This window comes from Lacisediminimonas sp. (assembly GCF_030645335.1).
In the GTDB taxonomy this organism is placed as follows: Bacteria; Pseudomonadota; Gammaproteobacteria; order Burkholderiales; family Burkholderiaceae_D; genus Lacisediminimonas.
Genome location: NZ_JAUSNH010000181.1, coordinates 1 through 23,327 on the forward strand (window position 1 = coordinate 1; position 23,327 = coordinate 23,327).

Here is a 23,327-nt window from a genome sequence, read left to right on the forward strand (position 1 = left end):
GCGTGATCCCGGCCAACCCTGCCACCGGCATTCCGCGCGCCAAGCACCAGAAGGAGCCGCCCGACCCGTTTACCGCTGACGAGCGCGATGGGATCGTCGCCGCACTACAGGCCAAGCACCCGGACCAGCCGGCCAATTTCGTTGAATTCTGGTTCTGGACCGGCCTGCGCACATCGGAGATATTTGCGCTGCGCTGGTCGAATGTTGATCTGGCCAGCGGCACGATGCTGGTCAGCGAAGCCACCGTGCGCGGCAAAACCAAGGGCACCAAGACGGCGACCGCCCGCACCGTCATTCTCAACAGCCGGGCCAAGGCCGCACTCGCCCGGCAACGACCGTTCACCCAGGTGGCTGGCGACCGCGTATTCAACGACCCGCGCTATGGGGCGCCGTGGAGTGACGAGCGCGCATTCCGACGCAGCTACTGGACGCCAACATTGAAAGTGCTGGGCATCCGGTATCGCCGTCCGTACAACATGCGCCACACCTACGCCACCGTGATGTTGATGGCCGGCATGACCCCGGCCTTTTGCGCACGCCAACTCGGGCACAGCATTGAAATGTTTTTGCGCACCTATTCCAAGTGGCTGGACGGCGCACAGAACGATTTGGAAATGGCGCGGCTGGAGCGCAGCCTCGACAATCCTGGGGATAATCCGGGGATAATCGCGGGGAAGTCAGGGGAATGACTTGATGATAACCCGTTGATTCTGAACGACTTGGGGAATTGAGGGGAATGGCGGGGTGCGGATAGAATGGGTTCGAGCCCCATCGGCCACCCCATAGAATTCAAGCACTTAGCCTCGTCATTCGACGGGGCTTTTTGCATTCAGACGCCAGACTGAAAGTACTGTCGCCTTTTCTGTTCTACACCCGGTACGGGGCAGGCTACAGCAACGCGTGCCCGGCAAGGCCCACTGCGGGACTCAATGTGGCAACGCTTCATCGCCGCGCGATCCACCGAAGATGATCTCCGCGCCAAGTATGGAAAATCGCGGAACTTGCCTGCACCCCGAGCTCCGTTGGACCTACTTGACGCTTTGGGCCTGCCCCTCGGCCGGGTTCCAGTCAGACGCCAACCCGCGGCCGTAGCGATACATCTCGTCGCCGGCGTGCTGCGTGAACTCCACAGGAAGACGGTCGCTCTGCAACCCAAGTACCTCAACGCAGACTTCGACGAGCGCCTTTCCGAGCTCGGCTCGCTGTTCAGGAGGGCGACCGCGCCGAATGTCGCACATGAGGAGCGCGCCCGGCTCAGGCTCGCCTTCTCCACAATGCCACATGCTCCCCTCCGGCAGCTCGCGTATCGTTACGCTGACAATATTGGGTTTGGTCTCCATCACACGGGCGAAGGTCTCGCCCATGCGTCGCGCAAGTTCCCGTTTGACTTCGACCGAATACTGCCTGGGAACATCAAGTTGCAAATATGGCATCGTGTGATCTCCTCGTTGTCAGAGGGCAGAATGACACGAATTCAAAGTGAGGCCAAGTAACTGTGCACATCCAATATATTTGCCCTAAGGGTTTGCCCGTGCCTGCCGGAGAGCGCTGATTGGCGCAAAGCAGCGCCTGATGAAAAACCGCTGCCGCTCGCCACTCCAAAAAAGTATCCGTATGGCATCATACTTGCGTGCGCATGTGCGTTTTCCAATCCATTTCCATTAAAAGGACTTCAAGATGATCAGAGTCGTCTCTGCTAAACGCCTTGCCTTGCGCGCCACCTTGGCGCTGATCTGCGTTGGCAGCACTGCCATGGTGCAGGCACAGCCTGCGCCGTGGCCAGGGAACCAGCCCGTGCGTGTCGTTGTTCCGTTCCCGGCCGGCGCCAGTACGCTCGATTCCGTGGTGCGTGTCATCACGCCGGAAGTCGCAAAATATCTCGCTTCGCCAGTCGTGGTGGACAACAAGCCGGGTGCCGGCACCGTGATTGGCGTGGACGCCACCGCCAAGGCGACCGACGGCCGTACTTTCGGCGGCGTTGCCAACAGCTTCACGGTCAATCACACGCTGGCCAAGAACCTTCCCTACCACACGACCAGGGATCTGCAGCCGGTCATCCTGCTGGCACGCACCGCCAACGTGCTGGCCGCGCGCCCCGGACTGCCGGTCAATAACCTGGCAGAGCTGATTGCTTATGCCAAAAAAAATCCCGGCAAGCTTTCCTACGGCTCCTTCGGTAACGGCACGACCGCCCACTTTGCAGGCGAAATGCTCAAGTCGATGGCTGGCATTTACATGGTGCATATTCCCTATCGCGGCCAGGGTCCGGCACTGACCGACCTGCTTGGCGGGAACATCGACCTGATGTTCGGCAACCTGCCTGACTTCCTGCCCCACATCCGCTCGGGCAAGCTCAAGGCGATGGGAACAACCTACCTGACGCGCGCACCTTCGGCACCCGAAATTCCGACCATTGCCGAGCAGGGCTATCCAAAATTCGAGACGGATTCCTGGTACGGCATCGTGGCGCCGTCCGGCATGTCGAAAGAGGTGGTGGCGCAGATGAACGCGCTGATGAACCGCGCGCTGCAAGACCCGGGCGTGACGAAAAACTTTAGCGACCGCGGCATTGAAATCATCGGCGGCACGTCAGCTAAATTCGGTGAGCACATCAACAGCGAGATCGCAAAATACGCGCAGATCGTCAAGACATCCAACATGAAAATCGACTGAAGACAAACTGAAGACACACGTAAAACACTTCATCAATACGAAGGCCAAGAGGAGGCACGAAAGATCATGTATCAAGCAACTGTATTTGAGCCAGGCGGGTATCGCTATTTGCCCGCCGTGTTCCAGTACTCGGCGGGCGTCGCTGCCGAGCCGGGCTTTGCACTGGAGCAGGCGCGTTTCCTGAAGCCGGTGCCGCTGGCGCAAGCCTATCGCGCTGTCGAACAGCACCTGAAAAGCATCGGACGTCCGACCACCGCATTTGCGCATTGCGAACTGCGTGCGCCATCCCAGTTCAATGACCAGGGCTTCATCGATTTCAACCGCGAATATGTAAAGACACTGGAAAGCTGGGGCGTGTACCTGCCTGCTGGTGCGACACAATCTGCAGCGATCAATCCGGTAGCGCGCACCAATGTCTGCCCTGAGTACAACAAGCCGAGCGAGATGGCGATGTTTTCTTTCGCTTATACGGTACCGACTACCTCAAGCATCCGCAGCTTCATCGTGTCGGGTGGGGGCGAAGCGCGCAAGGGACCACAGCCGTATAGCGAACGCATCGTGGCCTACGGCGATACGTCGCCGGAGGCGTTGCGCGCCAAGTTGCAATTCGTGGCGGACGAAATGACCGCTCGCATCCAGGGCCTGGGCTTTGGCTGGGCCGATGTCACGACAGCGCAGGCCTATTCGATACAGGACATGGGGAAATATTACGCTGATGTGCTGGCGCAACCGGGATTGATTCCCGGCGGACTGAACTGGCATTTTGCACGGCCCCCGGTCACCGGCCTTGAAATCGAAATGGACTGCCGCGGCGCGGTACGCCAAGTCTTCATTTCCTGAATTTCATATCGGTTAAAGTATAAGCCAGGCCGAGGGGTGCCGATGCCCGCTCGCGCCGGCTAATGGGCCACGCCCCCTGCCAATGAGAGGAAGATAAAGAGAATGGTTCAGAACAAGCAGCGTGCGTTGCGGGTCGCCATAGTTGGCGCCGGAATCGGCGGCTTGACTGCCGCGGCAGCACTGCACCAGCGCGGCATTGAAGTCGCTGTTTATGAGCGCGCCGCGCAAATGGGTGAAGTGGGCGCCGGACTGCAAATGGGGCCCAATGCAGTCCATGTCATCAACGCATTGGGCATCGGCGAGCAGTTCCGTAAGATTGCCGCCGAGCCGGGGGTACGGGTCTCGCTGAACTGGAACGATGGCGCCGTGCGCGTTCGCGAACAGTTCAAGGGGCCGATGCAAGAAAAGTACGGCGCCCGCTATCACACGGTGCATCGCTCGGACGTGCACCAGTTGCTGCAGTCCCTGGTCCCGGAAAATGCGATCCATACGTCGGCTCACTGCGTCGCGGTCGAGAACCGGGAAAGCGGAGCAGCAATGCGCTTTGCCGATGGCCGGGAAATCGAAGCGGACGTCGTGATTGGCGCCGACGGCATCCATTCCGCCGTGCAGACTGCGGTCTTTGGAACCAGCCCGGCAAGGTTCACCAACCAGATCTGCTGGCGCATCATCCTGCCGATGGAGGAACTGCATCGCTGCGCAGACATGCTGCCGGTACCGCTGGATGGCAGTGAGTACACGGGCTGGCTCGGACCGACCGGACACGTGCTGTTCTATCCGCTGCGCAACGGTGAGCTGCTGAACATTTTCGCTGGCCGCGTCTCGCAGCAATGGGCAGACGAAAATTGGGCTGTCCCCAGCCCGATCGCGGATCTGCTTGAAGCCTATGCAGGCTGGCATCCCGCCTTGCTGCATATCCTGTCAAAAGCCAAAGAGGCGAACAAGTGGGGAATCCATGACCGCGATCCGCTGGATCGCTGGGTCAAGGGCCGTATTGCCCTGCTTGGAGACTCCGCGCATCCGATGATGCCGACCCTGGCCCAGGGGGCGGCGATCTCGATGGAAGACGGGTATGCGCTGGCGCGCTGCCTGGAGCTGGGCCGCTCGAATCCGGACGCCGCGCTTGCGACCTATGAACAGGAACGCCGGCCACGGGCGACCAAGGTGCAACTGCAGGCCAGGCAACAATTTGAAAACAATCAGCTGGTGCCGGCCCCACCGCCATTACCGGTGGATTGGATCTATGGGTATGACGTGGTCAACAAGCCGCTCAAGCTGGCCGAGCTGGCTTGACCAGCCAATTGAATTGCCGGCCATGCGCAATGCCGGCCGCCACGATACAGGGTAATGGGCCTGGGTCGCAGGCAGCAGCAAAGCGCGCCATCAACGCGCGGCAGCCACTTCGGCGAGCAGGATCTTCAATGCATCCAGCCGCGCCGGCTTTTGCAGGAAATAACGGAACGACACTCCGGTTGCCAGTTCCCGGCTCTCGTCACGGTGCCTGCCCGACAGGGCCACAAACACCGTTGTCGGCAGCGTCTTGCGCAGCCTGGCTGCAAGGTCGTAACCGTCCATGCCGGGCAATCCAATGTCGAGCAGGCAAAGGTCCGGCCGATGCGAAACCGCCACATCCAATGCCTGCATCGGCTCATGGGCAACCTGGATCGACACCGGAGCGATCGCCTCCAGCAAGGACTTGATGATGTTGGCACTGTCCACGTTGTCATCGACAATCAGGACATTCAAGGATCTCCCTGTTTCTTTCATCCGGGCCACTCCGTGCACACTGCAATTCAAGATTGTGCCACATCGACCGTCCGTCCCCATGGGCACAAAAAAACCCGCTCTTGATGGCGGGTTTGGAATGGCTTCGTTGGATCGCTCCCAAGTTAATGGGAAAGCGCAGTGTGCCCGAACCGGACTGAATCAGGGATTGTGGTTATTACTTAACACAATGCAATTCCTGCCTCACAGGGCGACAATCCAATCCCGGATGACCGGGTAGCCTGGCCGATTGCAGAAAAGGGGCGCGCTCAATTCTGATCGATCCGTCGCAATTCAAAGTCGCCCGGTGGCGTCGGATCGCCACTGGGGTTCACGGTCACCGGCAGCGGGCCGCTGGCCTTGAGCTTCAACTCCTCAAGCTGCTTGGGTGCAATCCGCAGTTGATATTGCCCGGGCGGAACCTCGCCGAAATGATAGTAGCCGCTGTTTTCGCTACGCGACCTGGCCACGATATTCTGCCCAGCGTCGACCAGCTCAAGCTGCACGTTGCTGGTGCCACGCCGCCGGCCGTCCGTGATCAGGTAGACATTGCCATCGAGCTCGCCAGCGTAGACCACCGGAAAATCCAGCGTGGCCACATTGCCCGGCCGCGGCATCAGGCGAAACCCTTTGCCCAGCGGTGACATTTGCGGATCTTCCAGCGTGCCGCGATTAATCGATACGTCCGTATTGCGGTACGGTGACAGCCGCTCCACGAACGCCAGCCCGTCCCCACCCGTGCGTACTGGCAAAGGCGAGCCGTTGACCATGAAGCCCACGCCTTTCAGGCGCTCGTCGCCCTTGTCGAACGCGCCATTGCCATTACGGTCCAGATAGACCAGCGCGGAAGCGGCGCCACTCTCTGCGAAAGGCATGGCGCTGGTAGCCCACTTGCCGGTGCGTGGATCGCGCCCCAGGCCCATGAACAGGACCAGCCCGACACTGTACTCGCCATAAGAGCTGTAGCCGCCGGTCACCGCCAGGCCATAGTTGCCCAGGCTCTTGTTGAGCGCCACAGTCATGCGCAACTCGGGACTCGTGAACGAACGTGCAGCACCGACGTTGACCAGGAAACCGTTGGACAAGCTGCGGTCGCCACTGATGGCGACCGCAGAAATGCGCCGCTCCGGATGTATCAGGTAGTTGATCTGGCCGCGCAAGCGGAAATTGCCGATGCTGCTGCCACTGGAAAATGTGCCGTCGACAATCCGGTAACCAGGCGCTGTGCCAAGGTGCAACTGGTTGGACAGCGAGATCGAATTGACACTGGCCGACACCAGCGCTGTCGCATCGCTGCGGTTGCTGCCGGACTCGGTCGTGTCACGCTGTACTTGCAGGTTGTACGGGAGAATTCCGACCGGCCCGCCCGGCAGCATGCCGTCCACCCGCAGGCGATCGCGCGTGCGTACCGGATCGGCCCCGGCCTGGAAATATTCGCTGCTGAAATTTCGGGTGGCCAGCAAGCGGTTGTAGCCAATGGCCGTCTTGCCCAAGCGGGTCTTGATTCCAAGGTCGGACAGCAAACCGCCCTCCCCCTGCCGCGTCAGGTTGCCGGTAAACATCGCCGGCCCGGCGAAACCGCGCAGGCCCAGGCTGTGATAGCGGCCGATCGTGCCATCGGTACGCTGGTCATTGATGACGCTGCCAGCTACGCTCAGGGACTTGCTCAGACCATATTCCGCCAGTGCGACCGAATGACGCAATCCGACGTTGTCGTTGCTGCTGGCGACGTTGTAGACAAAGTCACCCGGTACTGAAATGGAGTCGTCCAGCAGGAAGGTCTGCTTCTCGACCCGCAACTGGCCCTGCGGCCCATGGAACACCAGGCGAAATTCATTGGCGCCATAGATCAGCGCCAGGTCGTCGAAACTGTATTTGCCGTCCGGCCTGGACTGCTGGTACGCCACCAGTGCATCGTTGAAGAACAATTCAACGTCCCATCCGGGCGGCAAGTCGCCGCGCACCGAATGGGCGTTAAAACGGGTCGGACGGTCCAGCGGCATGTTGTTGAAGGTCACGCCGCGCCCGCTGTCATTGGTGCGCGTCAGGTTCAGGATGCCCGCCACCGGCACATTCCCGACCGCCACATTGCGGGCACGCAATGGCCCCAGCAATCCGGCCTCCGGATCAGTGCGGCCCAATGTAAATCGGGACTGGCTGGAATTGGCTTCGTTGGAGCCCGACAGGAATAACGATCCCTGCATGCCGGCGATGTCGCCTTTCATGTAGGTCGTGTACGCAGCCGAATTCACGCTGACACCGTTGCCACGGCGGGCGCCAAGGGCGATGGTCTGGTCGATGAATGGCACGTCAGCCAGTTTGTACGCCATCTTCAGGCGCGGCAAGTCGGGGCGATCGGCCTGCTGACCCCTGGCAGCCAGTGCCTCCAGGACTTGTTCGCGCTTGAGCCGCAGCTGGATCGGCAAGGGTTCAATCGCCTTGACATCCACCACCAGGTTATTCATGTTGATTTCAAACTCAACCTTCAACCATTTAGCCAGCGTGCGGAGTTCGACGTAGATGTCATCGTCCTGCAGCAAGATGGCTGTCAGGTCCAATGCGCTGCGCTCGCCACCGGTTTCAAGCGTGGCGGTATTTACATTGAGCGAAAAATTGGTGTCTTCGCGACGGACAAAGCCTTTGGCCGTCTTGCGTACCGGATCGACCTGGATCGCAATCGTCAGTGCACGGGCGACCTCGCCAAGCGGCAGGTAAACCTTTTCGGCGGCCTGGTAGGCGGTGACGGAGTCAGACACCAGGAAACCGTCGATCCGCATTTCCAGCAAAACGAGGTTGGCGCCGCCCAGCACTGCCGTCTTTGATCCGGGTGCAGGCGCAACGCTGCCGGCAGCCGGCCTGGATACCGGGCTAGCGCTGGCAGGTGGGCTGGACGCCGACGCTGCCGTTTGCGCCCATGCCAACGCGCCGGGAATGCTGCAAAAGATGAACAGCGCAGAAGGGAGAAATCGCGTGCGTCGCTGGAGTGCCGGCTCTGGGGTCAGGATGCTGTAGGCGCTTGATTCAATAGCCATCCACTATCCAGCCATCCTCGGGGGTTTGCTAGGGGACGGCAATCGATGCCTCGGCTAATTGCTTGCCACCTTCGTCGGCACGCTCCTGGAACACGACACTGATCGTGCCCTGTCCAAATGAGGTGCCGGGAGGAACTTGCAGGTTGATGGTCGCGCGACGCAGCGTATTGGGAACATAGACCGCCAGGCCGCTGACGCGCCCGATGACGGACGGCCGCCCGCCAGTCGGCGTGAAATTGACCACGACATCGCCATAAATCGAACTGTTGCCGGTGCGATTGAGCTGCAATCCCAGCATCGGAGGCTGTCCCGCGGCAGCAGGCTTGAGCAAGGCGATGTTGGAGATCGTCAGCGCCGCCGCCACGTTGCCCTCACGGACGATGACCGGGATCGACACACCGATCAGGGCGGTAATCTGCACGCCGATATCGCCTGATCCCGGCGCCTTGTTGATGTTTTCGATGTTGGATGAATCATCGTTATCCGGCAGGCGATCGAAACTGAGATGCGATCGATACTCGCCAGGTGCCAATCCGGCCGGCTTGCGAACGGCAATGCGCACCACCTGCGACGCACCCGGCGCAATCGTGAACTGGCGTGGCGAAAACACGATCATCGAATTGGCGAACTGCTCGCCCGGCAAGGCTTCTTCTACCCGGATGAACTGGCCATCCTCGGACATGCGCCGGTTCACCACTTGAACGCGGTAGGAGGCGGCCTTGGTGCCGTCGTTGATCAGGTCAACCGACGCCGAACGCTGATTCTTTTCGAATACGACGCGGGTGGGGTTGATCATCAGATCGGCCAGCACGGGCTGGCTCAAAAGCAGCAAGCAGCAAGCAATGAGCAACCTGAATGGTCGATAGCGGGGAGTCTCGTTCACCTGTTCACCCTGGCGCATGTTGCGCGTTATAGGCCGGCCGGTTGGTCATAAAACGCCGGCGCGCACCTTGATTACGGTCTGTTGCCGCATAGCATACGCGATATTGTTTTGCAGTAACAATCGTCAATTGGATGTTGTGACAGTAAAGTTGCCGGACGAGTACGTTCCCGCCGTAACGCCAACCGACGGGATACGCAGCGTCGCGCCGACGTAGATCGTATTCGCCTTGGCCGTCATGGCGGTCTGGGTGCTCGTGAACGACAGCACCGTCATGGTTCCGCCGGCGGTCGCGATGCTCAAGGAGGCCGGCGTGACGGACTCGGTATAGCTGCAATTCGAACCACCGCAATTGGTCATGGTCACGTTGAACTGTGCCCTGGTGCCCACATTGGTTGAACGCAGGATCACGCCCGACGTGGCCGTCCTGGCGCCGGTCGAAGGATTGATGGTGATTTCGCAGTTGGCGCAGGAACCGAGGACGGAGAAATCACCGAAATCAATTCCGTTCACATAGGTGATGGTGGATGTTCCGGCAGCCCGCGCCAAAGGAGCCAGCAGGAAGCACAGTACGAATACGACCTGTCGAACCCGAAAATTTGTCATTTGAATTGAATACCCGATCGCCGCCCGTGCCAAAAGGCGGGCAGCGTTCAGTTGTAATTTACGGATAGGCTGATGGCGCCGGCAATCAGGTCCGATGGCGCCTGACTGAGGACAATCGCAAGACGGCCGGAACCCGAGAGAGGCTGGGACGACACGATGAGGCTGGAAGTACCGGAGCCCGAACTGCCCGCACCACCTGCCGCAGTATTGGCCTGCGTTGCGCCGTCCGGCCTGGCTCCGCCGGACTGAGCCTGCCCAAGCTCAACCACATAAGCCGAGGTCGTATCGCCGGCGATGCTGAAACTCACTGTCGAGCCGGTGCCGCCATTGGCAACCGAGATGCCGGCCACCGTCACCGTGTCACTGCTTCCATCGGCAGCGCCACCGATCAGCGCAGCCGTCGTTGGTGTACTACCGGAGGGGGTCGGTGGCCGGGTATTGATGCTTGGCAAAGCGATCGATATATTGATCGGTGAAACCGAACTCGGTGTGGCGATCACGGTCGCATTCGCAACGCCGACTGCCGATGCCGCGCTGACGTCCGTTGTTGATGCAATCGATAGCATCAACAACGGAGCCAGCTGCAGCAGTTTCAGTCTTGAAGCGCGCATTGAAGAGCGAACCCGTGGTTATTTCTGATTAATTATATTCGACAGTCATCGAATAGGAACCGGTATAACTACCAGCCGCCTGGTTCAATGCAACCGTCAGCGCGCCGCCGACGTTAATGGTAGCTGCGCCAGCTGCCAGTGTGCCGGTTGCAGGTCCTGCAACTTGCAAGGCCATGGTGTTGGCACCGCTGGTCAGGTTGACCGAACCTGGATACGTGATTGCAAAGGTCTGCGTGCCGGTACCGGTCACCGAAAAGGTACCAGCGCGAATCGTGCCGCCCGGAACCAGGACAACTCCGCCCGTCGCGCTACGTGCGCCGTCAGCCGCTGCAATGACGACCGTACCGGCCGCGACCGGGCTGAACGAACCAAATTCAAGGGTGTTGCCAGCAGCGATCGCGATTGGCGTGAGCACGGTTGCATTTGCAGTACCGCTTGCCGAAGCAGCCAAAGCCGAACCCGACGCGCCGAGGGTAGCCAGAACCAACGATGCCAAGGCCAATTTTTTAGTAGAAAACATGTTCATTTGATATTCCCATTGATTTAAGAAAACGCCCGTCTTGGCTCTGGATCAGTGTTTAATTTCCGGGAGTCAAGTCACAGGTACGAATGTAATGGGAACAGCAACATAGAAAAATGTCAGAGCCACAACATTGCTGCGAAATACCCTTGTTTTTATTAGAGTATTTGAACTAATTACGCGATTTGGGCACTGTAAGCATATTTAAATTTCCGCACGGAAATTGTTAAGCCGGATTTACATGGGTTTACCGGCCGTCGGACTGTATTTTCCGGCTTTCAGCGACAATCGTCCGGAAATTATGTTGCTAAATTGCCACAGAACTGAATGGGCACCGCCCATCCCTGTTGCATGCAAGCACAAGCAAGCAGGCAGTGTTTCCGCCAGGCGTAGCCCGGCCTGGAATTGCAGCATCTGCAACGACCGCACCCTTGCTGGCACAATGCACCTTTCCACCCATCCACGTTGCCGCAGGTCAAACCGATCATGAATTCCACGCTCATCACGCTCCCTGCTTCCATTTTGCGCCTGGCTTGCAGCCTGCCGCTGCTGGTAGCAACGGCTGCCTCGGCCGCTTCCCTGCCATTGTGGGAAGCCGGCGCCGGCGTTGCCGTGCTGTCCTATCCCGACTATCGCGGCGCCGACGAGCGCGAGCGCAGGATATTGCCGCTGCCGTATTTCATTTATCGCGGAGAGCGGCTCAAGGCGGATCGTGACGGCATACGAACCACCTTGTTCGACAGCGAACGCATCGAACTCAACATCAGCGCCAACGGCAGCCTGCCCGTCAGCAGCCGCGACAACGGCGCCCGGCGCGGCATGCCCGACCTGAGGACGACGCTGGAGTTGGGGCCGACGATCAATATCCACCTTACCCCGCCGCACCAGCGCTCGACGCTGGAACTGCGCCTGCCGGTACGCGCAGCAATGGCGCTGAGCTCCCCGGTACGGCATGTCGGCTGGGTATTCACCCCCAACCTGGCTTGGCGCGTGCGCGATTTGTCGGGCATGCCGGGCTGGAACATGTCGCTTAGCGGCGGCCCGAATTTCCAGGATCGGCGCTATAACAGCACCTTCTATAGCGTGGCCGCGTCCGAGGTGCTGCCGGGACGTGCCGCCTACTCCGCGCGCGGCGGCTATTCCGGCTCGCAAGTCTCGTTTGGCCTGTCCAAGCGTTTTCCAAACTATTGGGTTGGCGCCTTCATGCGCTACGACTATCTGGGCGGCGCGGTGTTCGAGGATAGCTCACTGATGCGCTCACGCAATGCGCTGTCCGGCGGAGTGGCCATATCCTGGGTATTCGGACAGTCGTCCACGATGGTCCAGGCAGACCAGTAAGCCGCAAGCGCGCAGACAAACTGCACACCTGCCCACGCGGCAACATGACCGCAGCGCGCAGCTTGCCCGGAGCCCCCGCCAAGATCATGCCGCCGATTGAGTTAAGATTGGCGGCATGACGACACCACAACCGACCGCCTTTCCCGACGCTGCCGAACAATGGAACCGGCGCTTCAAGACCGAGGACTATGTTTTCGGCACCGCGCCCAACCTGTGGCTGCACGATCATGTCGCGCTGCTGGCGCCCGGCCAGCGCGCACTGTGTGTCGCCGATGGCGAAGGACGCAATAGCGTCTGGCTGGCGCAGCAAGGCCTGCAGACAGATGCATTCGACATTGCCGAAAACGCCGTGGAAAAGGCGCGCCGGCTGGCGCAGAAAGCCGGCGTCACAGTCCACTACGAAGTCAGCGATTGCGACACCTGGACATGGCCGCAACAGACTTACGATGTGGTCGCCGCGATCTTCATCCAGTTTGCCGATCCGGCGCTGCGCGACCGGATCTTTGCCAATATCAAGCGCACGCTCAAGCCCGGCGGCGTGCTGATACTGCTGGGCTATACGCCCAAACAACTGGAATACCGCACCGGCGGTCCGGGCGTGCTTTCGCATATGTACACGGCGCCGATGCTGGGGGCCTTATGGGATGACTTCGATATCCTGCAACTCGACGAATACGAAGCCGAATTGAACGAGGGCGCACGTCATGCGGGCCGCTCGGCGCTGATCGGCATGGTGGCGCGCAAACGCTGACCGGCGCACTTGCACCACACCCTTGCAGCACACCAGCACCGCACCGCTTACAACACGCCTTTTGAACGCAGGACCGCAAGGCGCTCGTCATCCACGCCAATTCCGCGCAGCACTTCTTCGGTATGCTGGCCCAGATCCGGGCCGCCACCATTGAAATGGCCAGGCGTGGCGGACAGTTTCGGCACCACCCCCGGCACTTTAAGCGTACTGCCGTCATTGAGCGTCACGCTGCGGATCATGTCGCGCGCGGCGTACTGCTCGTCCTCGACGATATCCTTGACGGTATAGATTTTGCCGGCCGGCACACCTACTGCCGCCAGCGCCGACAGGCACTGCGCCAGGGTATGTTGCCGGGTCCATGCCGCAATGGCCTCATCGATCTCTTCCACCCGCGCCACCCGCCCGGGGTTGCGCGCCAGCGCCGGGTCGTGGCCGAGGTCCTCACGCCCGATCAATTGCATCAGGCGACGGAAAATGCTGTCGCCATTGCCCGCGATCAGCACGTAACGCCCATCCGAACACGGATACGCATTGGTCGGCGCAATGCCCTGGATCGCGCTTCCAGCCGGCTCGCGGATGGCGCCGTAGCGGTCGTATTCCGGTACCGCACCCTCCATCATGTTGAACACCGACTCGTACAGCGCAACGTCGATCATTTGTCCCTGGCCGCCCGCGACATCGCGGTGATACAGCGCCATCAGGATGCCGATCACGCCGTGCAGGGCCGACAGCGAATCGCCAATGCTGATGCCGGGCCGGACCGGTGGCTCGCCCGGGATGCCGGTGATATAGCGAAAGCCGCCCATCGCCTCGGCCACCACACCAAAGCCCGGCAAGTCGCGCCGCGGTCCGTCCTGGCCGTAGCCGGAAATGCGCAGCATGATGATTTTCGGATTGATTGCAGCCAGGTGCTCATAATCCAGCCCCCACTGCTCCAGCGTGCCGGGCCTGAAATTTTCGATCACGATATCGGCCTGCAGCGCCAGCTGGCGCACCAGGTCCTGTCCTTCTTCCTGCCGCAGGTCGATGGCCACCGAGCGCTTGTTGCGCGCCTGGACATGCCACCAGACCGAGGTCTCGCCTTCCGGCGCGCGCCAGGAGCGCAGCGGATCGCCAATGCCGGGCGGCTCGATCTTGATGACGTCGGCGCCAAAGTCGGCCAGGGTCTTGGCCGCGAACGGTCCGGCGATCAGGGTGCCCATTTCGAGTACGCGCAGGCCGGCCAGCGGCCCGGCTGAATGTTTGGCGGTCATTGGCATGCAGTCCTGCGAGAGTCTGTGTGGCCCGTATTGTACGTTCTCGGGCAAGGTCGCAAACTGGCGTGCCGGCTTTGCATGGCGCCGGCCGGCGGACCAGCGTCAGGGGTAGTCGACCGCCCTGGCCGGCAACTCCGGCAGCGGAATGAATTCGGTTTCGTCAGGCACCGGATCGAAGCGTTGGTTGCGCCAATCGTCTTTTGCCTGCTCGATCCGCTCGGCCGAACTCGATACGAAATTCCACACCAGGTGGCGCGGCCCGTCCATCGGCTCGCCGCCGAGCAGCATCACACGCAGCGGGAGCGCAGCCGGGCCATCGGCCGCCGCCAGGGTCAGGACAGCGCCAGGCTTGGTGACCAATAACTGTCCGGCCTCAAAACGTCCGTCGCGCCCAAGGTCGAGCGTACCTTGCACGATATACAGGGCCTGTTCGCCATATTCGGCGGGAATGGCAATGCGCGCACCCGGCTCCAGCTGCAGGTCGACATAAAACAGGTCGGACAAGGTTTGCACCGGTGAGCGCCGGCCAAAAAAACTGCCGGCGATGATGATTGCGCGTGCGCCCTCGCCCTGCTCCACCGGCAATTGACCAGCGCGATGATGCGAAAAAGCGGGTGCGGTTTCTTCGTGCGCGTGCGGCAAGGCAACCCAGCATTGCAGGCCGAAGAGCGACGGCCCCACGGGCCGCAACAGCGGATCGGTCCGCTCGGAATGGACAATGCCGCGCCCGGCAGTCATCCAGTTCACTTCGCCGGGACGGATCTCCTGCCGGTTGCCCAGGCTGTCGCGGTGGAAGATTTCGCCATCCAGCAGGTAGGTCACGGTTGCCAGGCCGATATGTGGATGCGGCCGCACATCCAGACCGCGCCCCGCGTCGAAGGTGGTCGGCCCCATCTGGTCCAGGAAAACGAACGGCCCCACCATGCGGCGCTCGACCGACGGCAAGGCGCGCCGCACCTGGAAGTTGTCGCCCAGGTCGCGGGTACGCGGTATGACGATGGTCTGCAATACGCTGTCGATCGGCAAGTCGGTAGGCATGTGGACTCCTGCGTTGAGTGTTGAGTGTATGCCGCGGGGCGCCCACGCATGCTGCTGAAAGCGGAATTGCTTGCGCTATCCCCTTCCGGACTCCATTGCGCCTTACTTTTTCACCGAGTCCAGGTACGCCTTGCGGTCCGCATTCACCCTTTGCAGCGATGGGCGGTCCGCCATGCCCGTGACATAGTCCCGTACCGGCAGCTCGGCCAGCACATCCTCGCCATAAATGATCTTGGTGGCCTGGCCCACCAGCGGCAAGTGCAGCACCGCGGCGCAATCGGCCAGCGTGAAGGCATCGCCGCCGACATACGGAGAAAACTTCACCATCCGCTGGAAAGCCTTGGCATTGCGCTTGAGCAGCTTGCCGACCCGGGTCTTGACCTCGTCGCTGACCTGGCCCTTGAAGAACGCCTCCATGTACAACTCGCGCGCCACCAGTTCCAGGTGCAGCTCCATGAAGATGATCAGTTCGCGCACCTTGGCCGCCTGGTACGGATCGGCCGGTATCAGCGGCTTTTGCGGATAGGCGTCCTCCAGGTATTCGACCTGCACCTGCGACTCGACCAGGATGCCTTGCTCGGTTTCCAGGAACGGGATCTTGCCCAGCAGGGATTTCTCGATCAGCGCGGCCGAGCGGTCCGGTGTGACCAATACCTCTTCAAAGGGAATGTCCTTTTCCAGCAGCGCCAGCTTGACCTTGTTGTAGTAATTGCTGACCGGGAATCCGTGAAGCTTGAGCATGCATGTCTCCTGTTTGCCGTCTTGAAATGGGGGCGCCCGCCGCATGGCGGCAGGGCCGCTGCGCGGGCGAGTTTTGGCACTCTACCCGAAAACCCGGCGCCCGACCTTCAGCCACCGTCGCCCGGCGGCGTGCTGGCCGCGGCTTGCAGGCTGCGCTTCCCGCCGCCAGGCTGGCAGCAGGTTTTCGAATGCCTGCGCGCTCATTGCGCCAGTCGTGCGCTTGCTGTGGTGCTTATTCGGCTATCATTTCCCTCGCTGCGTCCTCCCACCCTCACTTGCGACCCGTTCATGTCCGCCGAACTCAAAGCATCGCGACGCGATGCCACCCTGATCCTGACGCTGTCCAACCCCGGCGCGCGCAATGCCCTGCATCCCGACATGTATTCGGCAGCGGTGGAAACCCTGACCACGGCCGAACGCGACGACTCGATCCGCGCCGTGATCCTGACCGGCGCCGACAATTTTTTCTGCGCCGGCGGCAACCTGAACCGGCTGCTGGAAAGCAGCAGCAAGGACAAATCGGTCGCGGCTGAAGCCATCGAGCGCCTGGCTGGCTGGGTCAATGCGCTGCGCGACTGCCCCAAGCCCGTGATCGCTGCAGTCGACGGCGCCGCCGCGGGCGCCGGCTTTTCGCTGGCGCTGGCATGCGACCTGATCGTCGCCGGCGCCAATGCAAAATTCGTGATGTCCTATGCCCGCATCGGCCTGACGCCGGACGGTGGCGCTTCCTGGTTCCTCTGCCGTTCGCTGCCGCGCCAGTTGGCCGCGGAAATGATGATGGAAGGCAAACCGGTGCTCGGCAGCCGCCTGCATCAATTGGGCCTGGTCAACCGGGTGGTGCCGGACAACACCGCGCTGGATGCCGCGCTGGCATGGGCCGACGAGCTGGCCGAACTGTCGCCCAATGCCGTCGAGCGCACCAAGAACCTGTTACGCGAAGCGCAAACCAACTCGCTGGAGCAGCAGTTCGAACTCGAACAACATAATTTCATCGAAAGCCTGCACCATCCTGAAGGCCGCGAAGGCATGACCGCCTTCCTCGAAAAACGAAAGCCAATCTACAAATGACCGAGAACAATCGTCGCCGCATCTACCTGATGCGGCATGGCAGCGTCTCTTATTTCGACCAGCAGGGCCATCCGTTCTCGCCCGACGACGTACCGCTCGACGAGCTGGGGCGCGAGCAGGCCAGCGCAGCCGGCCGGGTGTTCGACCGCGCCGGCGTGCAGTTCGACCGCGTGATCGTGTCTGGCCTGCCGCGCACCGTTGAAACCGCGGCCGGCGTGCTGGAACAGACCGAGCAACTGATCGAAATGGAAGCCTGGTCGCAACTGCAGGAAATCCGTGGAGGCAAGCTGTCCGACATTGCCGACGCCGACCTGAAGGACGCGTTCACCGGCGCATTCGAAGGACTGGTCCCCGAACACAAGCAATTCCTCGGCGGCGAAACCATCGGCGAGCTGCTGGACCGGGTCCAACCCGAAATGGATCGCCTGCGGGCCGATCCGAGCTGGGACACCGTGCTGCTGGTGCTGCATGGCGGCGTCAACCGCGCGATCCTTTCCTATGCCCTGACCGGACAGCGCCTGTTCCTGGGCAGCCTGGCGCAGACCGCCGGCTGCATCAACGTGATGGACGTCGGCGAAGAATTCGATGACTGGATACTGCGCGTGGTCAACTATTCGCCGCTGTCCGAACTGCAGGACGACCACCGCAGCACGACGATGGAAACCTACCTGTCGCAATATCGAAAGTCGCGCCAGCCATAAATCGACCGCGCAGGTCGCGTGCTGCCGAATCAGGCGGGATGCCCGACCTGCCATGTAAAATTGCGCAGTGGTGAATGAAGTGCGACTCAACAACAAGACACAAAGACGGCAACCAGAAGCAGCATCGACGCCGGCGCGCAGCGGCAGCGCCCGGGCCGCCCAGGAGACACAAACCCATGTTTGAAGAATTCATTGGCACCAAGCCCGTGTCGGACCGTCATCAGTTCGACCTCGACGTGCTGGCCCGCTACCTGGCCCAGCATGTGGAAGGCTTTGCCGGTCCGCTCACCGTCGAGCAGTTCAAGGGTGGCCAGTCCAACCCCACATTCAAGCTCCAGGCCGGCGGCAAAAGCTATGTCATGCGCAGCAAGCCGGCGCCGGCTGCCAAATTGCTGCCTTCGGCCCACGCCATCGACCGCGAATTCCGTGTGATGGATGCGTTGAACAAGGCCGGCTTCCCCGCCCCCCGCCAACATGCGCTGTGCACCGATGAATCCGTGATCGGCCGTGCTTTCTATGTGATGGAATTCGTCGAAGGCCGCGTGCTGTGGGAACAGTCGATGCCCGGCATGACGCCCGCGCAGCGCGGCGCGCATTACGACGAAATGAACCGCGTCATCGCGCAGTTGCACACCATCGACTACGACGCCATCGGCCTGTCGGGCTTTGGCAAGCCAGGCAATTACTTCGGCCGCCAGATCGATCGCTGGACCAAACAATACCGCGCCTCGGAAACCGAAACGATCGAGGCGATGGACAAGCTGATCGCATGGCTGCCCGACAATATACCGCCCGGTGACGAGACCACCATCGTGCATGGCGACTACCGCCTCGACAACATGATTTTCCATCCGACCGAACCGCGCATCCTGGCGGTACTGGACTGGGAACTGTCAACGCTGGGCCATCCGCTGGCCGATTTTTCCTATCACTGCATGAGCTGGCACATTGCGCCCGGCGAGTTCCGCGGCATCGGCGGACTCGACCTGCCCGCGCTGGGCATACCGACCGAGCAGCAATACATTGCCAAATACGTTGAACGCACCGGCCGCGTGATCAGGATGGAAGACTTCAACTTTTACCTTGCCTACAACATGTTCCGCATGGCGGGCATCCTGCAGGGGATCATGAAACGCCATGCCGACGGTACCGCATCGAGCGAGCAGGCCTTGCGCTCCGGGCGCGCTGCGCGGCCAATGGCGGAAATGGGCTGGAGCTACGCCTGCGGCCGCAAGCTGACGAATTGAACCCACACTGAACAAGAACACAAGAGGAGAGACGAGCATGGAATTTGACTATTCGGACCGATGCAAGGGCTTGCAGGAAAAACTGCTGCGCTTCATGGACCAGCATATTTACCCGAACGAAAAAGCCTACAAGGACGAGATCGACCGCAACGGCCGGGAAAAAGGCAACCGCTGGATTCCCACCACCCTGATCGAAGGCTTAAAGCCAAAAGCGCGCGAACAGGGACTGTGGAACCTGTTCCTGCCGCGCTCGCCGCGCGCGCCCGAGGGCTTGTCCAATCTCGACTATGCCCCACTGTGCGAAATCATGGGACGCGTGCTGTGGGCGCCGGAAGTGTTCAACTGTGCCGCGCCGGACACCGGCAACATGGAAACGATTGAACGCTACGGCAGCGAAGAGCACAAGAAGCAATGGCTGGAACCGCTGCTGCGCGGCGAGATCCGCTCCGCTTTCGCAATGACCGAGCCCAACGTCGCCTCGTCCGACGCCACCAATGTCCAGACCCGCATCGACCGCGAAGGCGACGAGTACGTGATCAACGGCTCCAAGTGGTGGATTTCCGGCGCCGGCGACCCGCGCTGCAAGATCTTCATCCTGATGGGCAAGACCGACGCCAACGCAGCGCGCCATTCACAACAATCGATGGTGCTGGTGCCGGCCGATACCCCGGGCGTGAACATCAAGCGACCACTGCCCGTATTCGGTTACGACGATGCGCCGCACGGCCATTGCGAGATCGACTTCACCAATGTGCGCATTCCCGTTTCCAACATACTGCTCGGCGAAGGCCGCGGCTTTGAAATTGCGCAGGGGCGCCTCGGACCTGGCCGCATCCACCATTGCATGCGCTCCATCGGCGTGGCCGAACGCGCGCTGGAACTGATGTGCAAGCGGCTCAACAGCCGCGTTGCATTCGGCCGCAAGATTTCCGAGCAAGGCGTATGGCGCGAGCGCATTGCTGACGCCCGCATCCAGATCGATACCGCCCGCCTGCTGACGTTAAAGGCAGCGTACATGATGGACACCGTCGGCAACAAGTTCGCCAAATCCGAAATCGCCATGATCAAGGTACTGGCGCCGAATGTCGCGCAAAACGTGCTCGACATGGCGATCCAGGCCTATGGCGGCGCCGGCGTATCCGACGTCACGCCGCTGGCCCAGATGTGGGCCCACAACCGCACTTTGCGCCTGGCCGACGGCCCGGATGAAGTACATCGCAACGCAATCGCCAAGCTGGAACTGGCGCGTCATGTCGCCTTGCCGGGTGAAGACATGGAATTGCCGATCACGCGGTCCTGATGCAGTGACCTGCTGTCGTCCATCGGGACGGCAGCAGGGCTGCGGCGATCGTCTGGCGCAGCCTTCCGGCCAACTTTCCCCCTTAGCTCCCCACCACTTTACGGAGACTTGAATGATCGACGTTTATTCCTGGCCCACGCCGAACGGCCACAAGGTTCACATCATGCTGGAAGAATGCGGCCTGCCATGGCGCGCGCATCCGATCGACATTGGCAAGGGAGACCAGTTCGCGCCGGAATTCCTGAAAATTTCTCCGAACAACAAGATCCCGGCCATGGTCGATACCGACGGGCCCGATGGCCAGCCGATTTCCTTGTTCGAATCCGGTGCGATCCTGCTGTACCTGGCAGGCAAGACCGGCCGCTTCCTCGGCAACACCGACCGTGAAAAATACAACACGCTGCAATGGCTGATGTTCCAGATGGGCGGCGTTGGCCCGATGCTGGGGCAGGCGCATCACTTCCGCATTTATGCCCCGCAGAAAATCGACTACGCCTACGACCGCTACACCAATGAAGCCAAGCGGCTGTACGGCGTGATCGACAAGCAGCTTGCCAGGACCGCCTACCTCGCCGGCGACGAATACACCATCGCCGACATCGCCACCTTCCCGTGGCTGCGCTCGTGGAAAAACCAGGGAATCGACTGGGCCGACTTCCCCAATGCCAAGCGCTGGTTCGACCAGGTTGGCGCACGCCCTGCGGTCGCACGCGGCGTGCAGGTACTGGCCGATTTGCGCAAACCCTTGCATGATGAAAAGGCCAAGGAAATCCTGTTTGGCGCAGGGCAGTACGAGAAGCGCTAGTTTCGTGTGCTGCTTGCGCGGCGCAGTGCATGACCGGCAGACGGGTCCATGCTAAAAAAAGCCGGCCTCACGGCCGGCTTTTGCTTTTTCATGCCGCCCTCGACGTCAATCCTGCACCACGGTTGGCAAAGTGTCCATCGACAGCGGGGCCGCCGACATGAGCGGCGGCAGCAAGGCCGCAGGTTCGGCCGCGACGGCTTCGCTGTCGCGCAATAAGCCACCGAGCAACTGCACGGTTCTTTCGCTAGGTGCGCATGCGTCAGAGGTCAACGTGGCGCGGTAAGCCACCATGTCAGCGTCCGGCAACATCGTGACCAGCAAATTGAGCACATCCTCCTGGATATCCATCAGGAATTCATTGACGTCTGCCTGCGCTTGTGACGTCACGAGCGCGCTGCACCAACTGCCGCACCGCGCGTTCCAAGCCGACTGCATGGCCAGCATTGGCTGGCGCGAACGCTCGCCCAGGCAAAACAGCATGCCGCACAATACTTCGCGCCGTTCAGGAAGTTGCAGCACCGCCAGCAGCTGTTGCACCGCCACGGCACGCACTGAGCTGACCCAGGCGTAAGCCTTTTCTTTGGCCCCGGCATGAATCAACTGGTTGAAACGCCTTAGCACCAGCAACATGCCTGGCACGCTGCCCGCTTTCAAGCAGCGTTGCAAGCCGATCCTCAGGCCATCAGCCCGAACGAGGACCAATGCTGCCAGGCAACAGCGTCGCGCCAGTTGCTCTCGGAATTCGGGTTCCTTGCCAGCGGCACACTTGGCTTGTTTGCATAAGTGGTCCGACAAATGAGTAAACAGCGTCTGCAATACCCCCGCGTGTCGACCGGCGCCTGATGTGGTGTCGCCGCACAAGGCGAGCAGGGCCGGCAAGGGCTCGATGCAAGATTCTCGACTGATCAATTGCATCAATAGTTGCACGGCGCATGCGAGTTCCCGGCTGCCGGGCAAGGTCCCTGCTTGTCCGCCATCGGCAGCTTGACTGCCCAGCATACGGCTGGCGCTCTGACAGAGCGCAACGCAAAGCGGTGGCAGCAGGGCAGGCAAGCGCACACCGACCGCCACCATCAGACCAAGATCGCCGTCCCAGCTCGCACCGCGACGCACAAGTTCTTGCACGACCTCTGTCCTGCCCATCATCCATGCACTGGCCACTGGCGATGGCAGGGCATTCACCGGTTCGGATAAAAGCCATGGATAGGCGTCAAGCAATGCCCCCACCTGCGCAAGGCTTCCGACATTGATCCGGGTCGCCAGGGCGTCCAGAACTTTCTCGCGCCCGGCATCGGCAAGATGCGCCGGCGTCTTGGCATAACGGACATGACACCCGACGGGTCTGCCCACCAGGGTCACGGTGTCGCCCATATGGCGGCTGGCCCTGTCAAATAGTGCTTGCGCAGACAAGGGGCTTGCGTCCGCCTGGCGCTTGTGCGCACCCAGGAATTGCAGCATGTCGAGCACAGTGGAGCGCCCGACTCTTGACAGGACCTCTTTTTTTCCGCCGCAGATCAGGTGCGGTCCTTCCTCGTCGCACAGGGCATCGCGAACAGTCGCGCCGTAACAGGTGTGGATATGAATCAGTGTCTCCCGGCATCGATTACCGTCGCGGATGTGACGCACGAAATCCAGGGTGTTGATCGGCCCGTGGGGAAATTCCACGGTGTGCTGCCCGTTCGCAATGCATCCATGTGCATCCAACACACAATATCGCGCTAACCGGCCGCGCTGTTGCACGGCGGTGAGCGCAGCGTAAGCGTCGTGGCCACCGGGTCGTGGAATGACCAGCTCCAGATCAAGGCCCGCGGAATGCGCGGCCCGCTTGTACTGTTGGGCCTCACCCACCCTGGCACCCACCACGATCGTGACATCAGGACATTTCAGCGTATGTGCATTGCCTGGCGGGGGAAACTGGCGGCCGGGTTGGCCAAAAGGGAAAGCTCTTTTCATCGGTTAATTCCAAAAGGTCAGATCTGATCAACTGGTAAGCAAGAAAGGCGATCAACGAACTAAATCGTCTTCATATCTTTCGAGCGGCGCCTTTTGTCCCGATTAACGCTTTTCGGTTCCTTAGTCGAATATCCCTACGCCGCCGGGCCTGGAAATCAGCCTGCCGCGAACCGACTGCAACAAGCCGATCCCGGCGACGCTCA

At 61.0% G+C, this 23,327-nt stretch carries 23 protein-coding genes; 12 read left to right on the forward strand and 11 right to left on the reverse strand.

Annotated elements, in window-relative coordinates; all coding sequences use genetic code 11:
- A partial coding sequence (gene xerC / locus Q7T64_RS12735) for a tyrosine recombinase XerC (RefSeq protein WP_304796178.1) occupies positions 1 to 689 on the forward strand: 689 nt, incomplete at its 5' end.
- A gap of 339 nt (positions 690 to 1,028) precedes the next feature.
- Here the strand turns inward: xerC and Q7T64_RS12740 are convergent.
- The gene (locus Q7T64_RS12740; RefSeq protein WP_304796181.1) at positions 1,029 to 1,433 is read right to left on the reverse strand and encodes a tautomerase family protein; all 405 of its coding nucleotides are present in this window, start codon (positions 1,431 to 1,433) and stop codon (positions 1,029 to 1,031) included.
- A 244-nt stretch (positions 1,434 to 1,677) separates the two neighbouring features.
- Here Q7T64_RS12740 and Q7T64_RS12745 point away from each other — a divergent pair, with 244 nt between their 5' ends.
- From Q7T64_RS12745 to Q7T64_RS12755, 3 genes are all read left to right on the forward strand, one after another.
- The gene (locus Q7T64_RS12745; RefSeq protein WP_304796184.1) at positions 1,678 to 2,673 is read left to right on the forward strand and encodes a tripartite tricarboxylate transporter substrate binding protein; all 996 of its coding nucleotides are present in this window, start codon (positions 1,678 to 1,680) and stop codon (positions 2,671 to 2,673) included.
- 66 nt (positions 2,674 to 2,739) lie between these two features.
- Complete coding sequence (locus Q7T64_RS12750; RefSeq protein ID WP_304796187.1) at positions 2,740 to 3,513, forward strand: hypothetical protein; 774 nt, start codon at positions 2,740 to 2,742, stop codon at positions 3,511 to 3,513.
- 102 nt (positions 3,514 to 3,615) lie between these two features.
- The gene (locus tag Q7T64_RS12755; protein ID WP_304796190.1) at positions 3,616 to 4,806 is read left to right on the forward strand and encodes an FAD-dependent monooxygenase; all 1,191 of its coding nucleotides are present in this window, start codon (positions 3,616 to 3,618) and stop codon (positions 4,804 to 4,806) included.
- Positions 4,807 to 4,896: 90 nt separating this feature from the next.
- Here the strand turns inward: Q7T64_RS12755 and Q7T64_RS12760 are convergent, their stop codons facing one another.
- From Q7T64_RS12760 to Q7T64_RS12780, 5 genes are all read right to left on the reverse strand, one after another.
- Entirely contained in the window at positions 4,897 to 5,259 is a 363-nt protein-coding gene (locus Q7T64_RS12760; RefSeq protein WP_304796193.1) for a response regulator, read from the reverse strand.
- Between the two features lie 287 nt (positions 5,260 to 5,546).
- A complete protein-coding gene (locus Q7T64_RS12765; protein WP_304796196.1) occupies positions 5,547 to 8,309 on the reverse strand; it encodes a stalk domain-containing protein in 2,763 nt (920 codons plus the stop codon).
- A 28-nt stretch (positions 8,310 to 8,337) separates the two neighbouring features.
- A complete protein-coding gene (locus tag Q7T64_RS12770; protein ID WP_304796199.1) occupies positions 8,338 to 9,132 on the reverse strand; it encodes a molecular chaperone in 795 nt (264 codons plus the stop codon).
- A 183-nt stretch (positions 9,133 to 9,315) separates the two neighbouring features.
- On the reverse strand, positions 9,316 to 9,795 hold the full coding sequence (locus Q7T64_RS12775; RefSeq protein ID WP_304796201.1) for a DUF4402 domain-containing protein: 480 nt from the start codon (positions 9,793 to 9,795) through the stop codon (positions 9,316 to 9,318).
- A 47-nt stretch (positions 9,796 to 9,842) separates the two neighbouring features.
- A complete protein-coding gene (locus tag Q7T64_RS12780) occupies positions 9,843 to 10,103 on the reverse strand; it encodes a hypothetical protein (RefSeq protein WP_304796204.1) in 261 nt (86 codons plus the stop codon).
- Here Q7T64_RS12780 and Q7T64_RS12785 point away from each other — a divergent pair.
- Positions 10,090 to 10,434 carry a hypothetical protein gene (locus Q7T64_RS12785; RefSeq protein ID WP_304796206.1) on the forward strand — a complete coding sequence of 115 codons (345 nt, stop codon included), beginning with the start codon at positions 10,090 to 10,092 and terminating at the stop codon, positions 10,432 to 10,434. The two genes, Q7T64_RS12780 and Q7T64_RS12785, sit on opposite strands and share 14 nt — an antisense overlap.
- Here the strand turns inward: Q7T64_RS12785 and Q7T64_RS12790 are convergent, their stop codons facing one another.
- Entirely contained in the window at positions 10,435 to 10,932 is a 498-nt protein-coding gene (locus tag Q7T64_RS12790; protein WP_304796209.1) for a DUF4402 domain-containing protein, read from the reverse strand. It abuts the gene before it with no gap.
- Between the two features lie 480 nt (positions 10,933 to 11,412).
- Here Q7T64_RS12790 and Q7T64_RS12795 point away from each other — a divergent pair, with 480 nt between their 5' ends.
- Positions 11,413 to 12,264 carry a MipA/OmpV family protein gene (locus Q7T64_RS12795; RefSeq protein WP_304796211.1) on the forward strand — a complete coding sequence of 284 codons (852 nt, stop codon included), beginning with the start codon at positions 11,413 to 11,415 and terminating at the stop codon, positions 12,262 to 12,264.
- 115 nt (positions 12,265 to 12,379) lie between these two features.
- Complete coding sequence (locus Q7T64_RS12800; protein ID WP_304796213.1) at positions 12,380 to 13,015, forward strand: bifunctional 2-polyprenyl-6-hydroxyphenol methylase/3-demethylubiquinol 3-O-methyltransferase UbiG; 636 nt, start codon at positions 12,380 to 12,382, stop codon at positions 13,013 to 13,015.
- Positions 13,016 to 13,062: 47 nt separating this feature from the next.
- On the opposite strand, the gene Q7T64_RS12805 is transcribed toward Q7T64_RS12800, so the two are convergent.
- From Q7T64_RS12805 to Q7T64_RS12815, 3 genes are all read right to left on the reverse strand, one after another.
- Positions 13,063 to 14,268 (reverse strand): CaiB/BaiF CoA-transferase family protein, encoded by a 1,206-nt coding sequence (locus Q7T64_RS12805; protein ID WP_304796214.1) that lies wholly within the window; start codon positions 14,266 to 14,268, stop codon positions 13,063 to 13,065.
- A 105-nt stretch (positions 14,269 to 14,373) separates the two neighbouring features.
- Entirely contained in the window at positions 14,374 to 15,309 is a 936-nt protein-coding gene (locus tag Q7T64_RS12810; RefSeq protein ID WP_304796215.1) for a pirin family protein, read from the reverse strand.
- Between the two features lie 102 nt (positions 15,310 to 15,411).
- Positions 15,412 to 16,050 carry a glutathione S-transferase family protein gene (locus Q7T64_RS12815; protein ID WP_304796217.1) on the reverse strand — a complete coding sequence of 213 codons (639 nt, stop codon included), beginning with the start codon at positions 16,048 to 16,050 and terminating at the stop codon, positions 15,412 to 15,414.
- A gap of 288 nt (positions 16,051 to 16,338) precedes the next feature.
- On the opposite strand from Q7T64_RS12815, the gene Q7T64_RS12820 reads away from it, so the two are divergent.
- From Q7T64_RS12820 to Q7T64_RS12840, 5 genes are all read left to right on the forward strand, one after another.
- Positions 16,339 to 17,118, forward strand: a complete 780-nt coding sequence (locus tag Q7T64_RS12820) for an oxepin-CoA hydrolase, alternative type (protein ID WP_304796219.1) — start codon at positions 16,339 to 16,341, stop codon at positions 17,116 to 17,118.
- Complete coding sequence (locus Q7T64_RS12825; RefSeq protein WP_304796221.1) at positions 17,115 to 17,819, forward strand: histidine phosphatase family protein; 705 nt, start codon at positions 17,115 to 17,117, stop codon at positions 17,817 to 17,819. Before Q7T64_RS12820 ends, Q7T64_RS12825 begins: the two co-directional genes overlap by 4 nt.
- A 176-nt stretch (positions 17,820 to 17,995) precedes the next feature.
- Complete coding sequence (locus Q7T64_RS12830; RefSeq protein ID WP_304796223.1) at positions 17,996 to 19,066, forward strand: phosphotransferase; 1,071 nt, start codon at positions 17,996 to 17,998, stop codon at positions 19,064 to 19,066.
- Between the two features lie 37 nt (positions 19,067 to 19,103).
- Positions 19,104 to 20,366, forward strand: a complete 1,263-nt coding sequence (locus tag Q7T64_RS12835) for an acyl-CoA dehydrogenase family protein (protein WP_304796225.1) — start codon at positions 19,104 to 19,106, stop codon at positions 20,364 to 20,366.
- A 112-nt stretch (positions 20,367 to 20,478) separates the two neighbouring features.
- A complete protein-coding gene (locus Q7T64_RS12840) occupies positions 20,479 to 21,171 on the forward strand; it encodes a glutathione binding-like protein (protein WP_304796227.1) in 693 nt (230 codons plus the stop codon).
- Positions 21,172 to 21,276: 105 nt separating this feature from the next.
- Here the strand turns inward: Q7T64_RS12840 and Q7T64_RS12845 are convergent, their stop codons facing one another.
- Positions 21,277 to 22,836, reverse strand: coding sequence for a hypothetical protein (locus Q7T64_RS12845; RefSeq protein ID WP_304796229.1), 1,560 nt, complete (start codon positions 22,834 to 22,836; stop codon positions 21,277 to 21,279).
- Between the last annotated feature and the right edge of the window lie 491 nt (positions 22,837 to 23,327).

Coding starts and splice junctions, on each gene's coding strand:
- Q7T64_RS12740 (WP_304796181.1), bottom strand. CDS start 1,433: ATGCCATATTTGCAACTTGATGTTCCCAGGCAGTATTCGGTCGAAGTC.
- Q7T64_RS12745 (WP_304796184.1), top strand. CDS start 1,678: ATGATCAGAGTCGTCTCTGCTAAACGCCTTGCCTTGCGCGCCACCTTG.
- Q7T64_RS12750 (WP_304796187.1), top strand. CDS start 2,740: ATGTATCAAGCAACTGTATTTGAGCCAGGCGGGTATCGCTATTTGCCC.
- Q7T64_RS12755 (WP_304796190.1), top strand. CDS start 3,616: ATGGTTCAGAACAAGCAGCGTGCGTTGCGGGTCGCCATAGTTGGCGCC.
- Q7T64_RS12765 (WP_304796196.1), bottom strand. CDS start 8,309: ATGGCTATTGAATCAAGCGCCTACAGCATCCTGACCCCAGAGCCGGCA.
- Q7T64_RS12775 (WP_304796201.1), bottom strand. CDS start 9,795: ATGACAAATTTTCGGGTTCGACAGGTCGTATTCGTACTGTGCTTCCTG.
- Q7T64_RS12785 (WP_304796206.1), top strand. CDS start 10,090: ATGCTGAAACTCACTGTCGAGCCGGTGCCGCCATTGGCAACCGAGATG.
- Q7T64_RS12790 (WP_304796209.1), bottom strand. CDS start 10,932: ATGAACATGTTTTCTACTAAAAAATTGGCCTTGGCATCGTTGGTTCTG.
- Q7T64_RS12795 (WP_304796211.1), top strand. CDS start 11,413: ATGAATTCCACGCTCATCACGCTCCCTGCTTCCATTTTGCGCCTGGCT.
- Q7T64_RS12800 (WP_304796213.1), top strand. CDS start 12,380: ATGACGACACCACAACCGACCGCCTTTCCCGACGCTGCCGAACAATGG.
- Q7T64_RS12805 (WP_304796214.1), bottom strand. CDS start 14,268: ATGACCGCCAAACATTCAGCCGGGCCGCTGGCCGGCCTGCGCGTACTC.
- Q7T64_RS12810 (WP_304796215.1), bottom strand. CDS start 15,309: ATGCCTACCGACTTGCCGATCGACAGCGTATTGCAGACCATCGTCATA.
- Q7T64_RS12815 (WP_304796217.1), bottom strand. CDS start 16,050: ATGCTCAAGCTTCACGGATTCCCGGTCAGCAATTACTACAACAAGGTC.
- Q7T64_RS12820 (WP_304796219.1), top strand. CDS start 16,339: ATGTCCGCCGAACTCAAAGCATCGCGACGCGATGCCACCCTGATCCTG.
- Q7T64_RS12825 (WP_304796221.1), top strand. CDS start 17,115: ATGACCGAGAACAATCGTCGCCGCATCTACCTGATGCGGCATGGCAGC.
- Q7T64_RS12830 (WP_304796223.1), top strand. CDS start 17,996: ATGTTTGAAGAATTCATTGGCACCAAGCCCGTGTCGGACCGTCATCAG.
- Q7T64_RS12835 (WP_304796225.1), top strand. CDS start 19,104: ATGGAATTTGACTATTCGGACCGATGCAAGGGCTTGCAGGAAAAACTG.
- Q7T64_RS12840 (WP_304796227.1), top strand. CDS start 20,479: ATGATCGACGTTTATTCCTGGCCCACGCCGAACGGCCACAAGGTTCAC.